The sequence below is a fragment of the Arcticibacter sp. genome (assembly GCF_053551015.1).
The window spans coordinates 124,193-130,497 of the sequence record NZ_JBMQOB010000023.1; the positions used below are offsets into that span (position 1 = coordinate 124,193).

At 46.7% G+C, this 6,305-nt stretch carries 3 protein-coding genes; all 3 read right to left on the reverse strand.

Features of this window, described 5'->3' with window-relative positions:
• Window positions 1–16: 16 nt before the first annotated feature.
• Complete coding sequence (locus ACO1NU_RS17615; RefSeq protein ID WP_448819810.1) at window positions 17–3,046, reverse strand: SusC/RagA family TonB-linked outer membrane protein; 3,030 nt, start codon at window positions 3,044–3,046, stop codon at window positions 17–19.
• 420 nt (window positions 3,047–3,466) lie between these two features.
• The gene (gene trhO / locus ACO1NU_RS17620) at window positions 3,467–4,438 is read right to left on the reverse strand and encodes an oxygen-dependent tRNA uridine(34) hydroxylase TrhO (RefSeq protein ID WP_448819811.1); all 972 of its coding nucleotides are present in this window, start codon (window positions 4,436–4,438) and stop codon (window positions 3,467–3,469) included.
• 63 nt (window positions 4,439–4,501) lie between these two features.
• A complete protein-coding gene (locus ACO1NU_RS17625; RefSeq protein WP_448819812.1) occupies window positions 4,502–6,232 on the reverse strand; it encodes a S8 family peptidase in 1,731 nt (576 codons plus the stop codon).
• Window positions 6,233–6,305 lie beyond the last annotated feature (73 nt).

A 6,305-nucleotide genomic window follows, 5' to 3' on the forward strand; every position in this document is an offset into this window, starting at 1 on the left:
GATGTTCTGTTTAAGATTACAAGCCTATATTCACCCCGAATGTAAATGTCCGGGTGGTTGGATAGATATTTGACTCTATACCTGCGTTGAGCGGACTTCCGCTCACGATCTCCGGGGTAAAGCCGCTATACCCGGTGATGGTAGCCAGGTTCTGCACCGCAACGAATACACGAAGACGGTCTACATAGAACCTCGAAAGCTTTTCTTTAGGGATGGCATATCCGAGTGTCAGATTATTGATTCGGAAGAAATCACCTTTCTCAATGAAATACGTCGAGGCAGGAAGCTGACCCAGCGTAGCTCTCGGAACACTGTTGCTCGGGCGGTCGGGCGTCCAGCGGTTTTTCACAACATCTGCTTCCAGGTTATCCCGCTGATCTGACCGCGCAGCCTTCTTTCCGTTGTAGATCTTTCCACCGGCTGTACCATAGGTATTCAGACTCAGATCAAAGCCCTTATAGGTTACGTTTCCGTTGATACCAAACGTGTACTTCGGCTGATAAGAGCCTACAAAAGTCCTGTCGAATTCGTTGATCACACCATCCGGAGTACCGTTAGGCCCGCTAAGATCCTTATATCTCAGATCACCAGGACGTGCATCCTTCTGAGCAGAGGCGGCAATTTCTGCTGCGTTCTGAAAAATACCGTCTGCCTCGTACACGTAGAAGCTTCCTATCGGCTGACCATTATCAGAGCGGGTCACATTCCCCTGATTCCCGCCAACATTTCCTTCTACAAGAGCCTGGCCACCATTAAGTCCGGTGATTTCGTTTTTATTGTAAGCCACGTTTCCACCGATATTATAGCTCCAGTCCTTTGCGATCTTGCCGGTCCAGTTGATGCCAAACTCAACACCCTGATTGGTAAAAGTAGCGGCATTAGTCGTGTACAGCGAATTTGCATCCCCCAGAATGGCCGGTATCCTGATGTCAATCAATGCATCACTGGTCTTTTTATGGTAATAGTCAATCTCCCCAGTTAAGCGGTTATCGATGAACCCATAGTCCAGGCCCAGATCGAATTCCTCGGTGGTTTCCCACTTCACGTTCTTATCAGGCAACTGATCGAAGGCGATGCCGGAATATTCCACCCCATTATAGAAGTACGGGATATTAATAGCCGCAATCGGGAAATACACGTCGGTCGCTATCTGGTCATTACCGACCTTACCCCAGCTTCCCCTGATCTTGAAAGTAGTAAGTGTCTTTTGTCCCTTCATAAAATCCTCTTCCGCAATGTTCCAACCCAAACCTACAGAAGGGAAATACCCCCAACGGTTGTTAGAAGGGAAGCGTGATGTACCGTCAGCCCTGAATGTAGCAGTCAGCAAATACCGGTTATCATATGCGTAGTTCAGCCTGCTTATATAAGAGTTTCGTGTCCACTTATCACCCGTGTTGTTGTTCGTTGAACCAGCAGTGGTACCGGCGCCCAGATACCATTGATCCCTGTCGGCCGGAACATCAAAGCGTTTACCTTCAAGACTGTTGAAATGATAATATTCGGAAGTGACACCAACCAGCACGTTCAGACTATGCTTATCAAATATCTTGTTAAAAGTTGCCGTATTATCCCATACCCACTTCGTTGCGTTGTTATTGATCACCGTCAGATCGCTCCTGTTACGGAGCTGATTTCCTCCCTGTGTAATAAAGACACTATTCTCGCCCACATTGTCGAATTGGTAGCCGTAGTTCGTACTCCTGTTAAAATCCAGATCGACACCAAAGCTGGAACGAAGGCTCAACCAGGATACCGGCTTCACATCCAGACCGAATGATCCTTGTACCCGGTTACCAAGTGTGCGGTTATCTACCTTCTCCAGGCTCAGCAGGGGATTACCCACGTTATTAGAAATAGAGGTGTTTCCATATCTTCCATCCTGCTTAGCCACCACATAAGGCGCAGCGCGGTAGGCCACATTGAAGGCCGATAAGTCTACCCCTCTGTTATTAGATCTGCTAAACGAGATCAGGGAAGAGAGTTTCAACCATTTCGCTGCATTGTATTCATTGTTGGAGCGAAGGGTGAAACGGTTAAAATTATTGGTTTCAATAATACCTGCATCTGAAAGATAGCCTGCACTGACAAAATACGTCAGGTCTTCTGAGCCTCCGGAAAGTGAGATGTTATGATTCTGCTGGAAGCCTTTCTTCAGTATGGCATCATACCAGTCTGTATTGCCTCCTGCTGCCAGCTGATCTGCCGTGATGAGCTCATCTCCACTGCCATAATAGATATTGGCTTCGTTCAGATACCCTGCATATTGAGCAGGCCCGGCCATATCAACCAGATTGGCAGCTTCCTTTACTCCCGTATGCCCATCATAGGTGATCGACATCTTTCCACTTTTCCCCTTCTTGGTCGTAATCAGTAAAACGCCGTTCGCAGCGCGCATACCATAAATGGCAGTGGCCGAAGCATCTTTCAGGATATCCATCGAAACGATATCTGCATTGTTGATATTCCGGATGTCTTCGGTTATAATTCCATCTACAACGTACAGCGGATTTACTCCCCCCTTCATGGTTCCCGTACCGCGTATGCGGACGGTAGGTAATGCATTCGGATCTCCTGAACTGGAAATCTGAACCCCTGCCACGCGACCTTGTATGGCCTGCGTAGCCGCAAGGACAGGCTGACTGGCTATGTCAGCGCCCTTGATCTTCGCTACCGATCCGGTAACGTCGCTCTTTCGCTGCGTACCGTAACCAACCACGACCACTTCCTCTAGTGCAGAGGCAGATGTCTTCATCTTAACGTTCAGCGTTGTTTGATTGTTAACAGGCACTTCTATTGGCTCAAAGCCAATGTAGGTGAACACCAGGGTGGCTGTCGGCGCCACATTGATTGAAAATGCCCCCGTCGCATCAGTGGATGTACCCTGGGTACCACCCTTCACCTTGATACTGACGCCAATTAGAGTTTCGCCATTAGCAGCATCTGTAACCCGACCTCTCACAGCAATGTTCTGTGCAAAGGCTTGTCCGCAAAATAAAAGGATTATCAGAAAACAACCTGCCAGGCTTTTGGTAAAATTCCTCATAGGACTTGTTGTTTAGTTTATTCAGTTAGTATTACACAATAACACAAAACATCTCATTTTGTGACGCTTGCAGAACAGAAATCAAACAAAAAATCACCTTAAATCGCAGGTTACCAAGCGGATAGAATTTTTTCTTGATCTAAAGAGAGAAAAAGCCTTCGTACACCAAAAATGAGGTACAAACATTTGTTCAACATGTTTACACCAATGGATGTCCGAGGTGGATAAACATCGAACGGTTTACAAGGTCGAATTCTGAAAATACAGAGCGAGTGTCTATGCCAAAGATGAGCTTTGGACAAGGAAATGATATGTACGTAAAGGCGCGACTGCTCCAATACAAGAAACGGTTGCAGGAGTAAATATCACCTCTTATAAAAAAGTCCGGATCTCGTAAAAGGCCGGACTTTCTATCAAAATCTATTGGAGCTGAAGTGCAGAAACAGGTCCGCTCTTCTTCTTATTCAGGTTAACCTGCATCGGGACTTTCACGTAGTAGCCCGTGCCGTCATACATCCGCTTGCGGGGATGCTCCTGGCATGCTTCAGAACAGCAGCCATCTAATTTCCAACCGCAGTCATCGCATTGAGTAAAATGCTCATTACACTCCGGATTCGCACAGTTGATCATCTTCGCAGTCGTCTTTCCGCAATTGTAACACTTAGATATGACAACAGGGTTTATTTGGTTCACATCTACAGCCACGCGGTTGTCGAATACGTAACACTTTCCCTCAAAATCTTTACCACCTGCTTCCTTACCATACTTGATGATACCGCCATGCAGCTGATACACCTCTGGAAAACCTTCGTGCAATAACAATGCAGAGGCTTTTTCACACTTGATCCCTCCTGTACAGTAAGTCAGGATCTTCTTGTCCTTATACTTAGCCAGCTCATTGATCATTGCCGGAAAGTCCCGGAAATTATCAATATCCAGCGTTACTGCGTTTTTAAACTTTCCAAGAGAATGCTCATAGTTGGAGCGAACATCAAGAACCACCACATCATCCCTGTCCTTCATTTCCATGAATTCCTGAGGCTCCAGGTGGATACCTGTCTTTTGCTGAGGATTAATCACATGAGGATCACGAAGCCCTGAATGAACGATTTCTGACTTATAACGACAGTGCATTTTGATGAACGAAGGTTCTTCTACATTGTCTATCTTAAATTCAATGCCCGCAAAGATCGGGTTGGAGTCAATGTGACGCATATAGGTTTCACAGGATTCCCGGGTACCTGATACGGTACCATTCAATCCCTCATCAGCGACGATGATTCGCCCAACGAGTTGAAGTGACTTACAGAACTGAAGATGATCTTCAGCAAACTGCTCCGCGTTCGCTATAGTCGTATAGCAATAATAAAGTAATGTCTGATATTGTGTCATAGATTCACCGATACTGCTGCAAACAGCGTTAAATGCGGTGCAAAGTTAACAAATTTCCCGAATTTATTTACGTTGTAGCTTCTCTGCCAGTTGAATGGCGTTGTAAGCATTCACCACCCCACCCGACACGCAGAGCTCTGACAAAGGAACACGCTTGCTGCCTTCCACATCTACTACCTTTATCTTTTGCTCTACCTTCACTACTGACTTCATGATGATATCCTTTACTTCCATAGCGGTAAGCGAGGGATAGTACGACCTGATCAACGCAGCGACACCGGCAACTACCGGAGATGCCATACTCGTTCCATCATTCTCCTTATACTTAGAACCCGGCATAGTTGAATTGATCTTTACTCCAGGAGCGAAAACATCAACGGTACGCTTGCCATAGTTCGAGAATTCTGCCACCAGACTTCCATCATTCTTCCAGCCGGATGCTCCCACTTCAATCCAGTTTGCTGCTTTTGGAAGGCCCAGCTTCGTTGTATCTCGCGCTAAACGGATTGGCGTTCTGGATCTCATACCGCCCGACATTGGACCAGCCCCAGCGCCCGCTTGCTCCAAAGCTGCGAAAATAGGCCTTGGCGCATGCCACATGTTCGGATCACGTTCATCAGAAAATATCGCAGTAGGGAAGTTATTACTATAATCTGTATTCTTTCCGTCGTTACCTGCCGCATGTACCAGCAGCACGTCTTTAGACGCTGCATAGCGCACTGCACTATCCACTAACTTCTTGTCCCACGAAAAAGATTTACCAAAGCTCATATTGATCACCTTCGCACCGTTGTCGACAGCGTAAAAAATGGCATTTGCGACATCCTTGTCCCTTTCGTCGCCATCGGGCACAGCCCTTACACCTAGAATCCGGACATTGTCCGCCACTCCCTTGATACCTATATCGTTTTTACGATTTGCCCCGATAATACCCGCAACGTGGGTTCCATGATCTGCATCTGGACCCTGAATGTCGCTATTCCCGTAACGACGCTGCCATCCGTTGGCATAGTCATCCTTCACCGAATCCCGTGGATCATAATCAATATTCAAATGATAGTTTACCTGACTATAATAGTAGTGCAGGGTCTCGTCCAGTTCCTCTTTGAATTTTACGTAATCCGGATCCTTCTTCAGGGATGAGCGGATCGCACGCAGTGCTTTTGACTCCAGCTCATTCGCAGCTTTATAGCTATCGAAGTCCTTCAAGCTAGGTTTAGCCTTTCCGATCTTACCGACAATCGCGTTTACCTGCTTAGACAAGGTCGACAACTGCTCATAGCCGTAGCGCGCGTTCTCCATCTTACCCATATACTCCGTCACCAGCCGCTTGTAGAGATTAAACTCCGCCCTTTCCTCTTTATCAAGAGGGGTGGAGTTCACCACAGACGCATAGCGGTCCTGATACTTACGCACCATCCTTACCACCTCCAGGTTATCGTAGCGCACAGTTCCCACTGGAGAACCCAGGAAGTTCCATCCATATATATCATCGGCGTAGCCGTTATTGTCATCGTCTTTTTTGTTCCCTGCGACTTCCTTCGGATTAACATACATCACATCCTTGAGGTCTTCATGATCCTGCTGGATACCACCGTCAATCACGGCCACCACAACGGGAACACTTTTCTTGTTCTTCAAGAGTTCGTAAGCTCTTTCTGTGCTGACGCCAAAGACGCCATCCTGAACGAGGTCAAGGTTAAACCAATTGGGTTTAGGACTATCTGATTTTTGAGCAATAGAAGCTAAAGGCAAGAAAGCCGACAACAAGAGCACTTTACTAAATATATTCATTTGAGAATGGTTCCTTTCTGACTGTATACGCAATTATATGTCGCGATTTGTATATGTGTGTGTGATTTCCGCA

Excerpts from the sequence above, each read along its gene's own strand:
- ACO1NU_RS17615 (WP_448819810.1), bottom strand. The coding sequence starts at position 3,046 with ATGAGGAATTTTACCAAAAGCCTGGCAGGTTGTTTTCTGATAATCCTT.
- trhO (WP_448819811.1), bottom strand. The coding sequence starts at position 4,438 with ATGACACAATATCAGACATTACTTTATTATTGCTATACGACTATAGCG.
- ACO1NU_RS17625 (WP_448819812.1), bottom strand. The coding sequence starts at position 6,232 with ATGAATATATTTAGTAAAGTGCTCTTGTTGTCGGCTTTCTTGCCTTTA.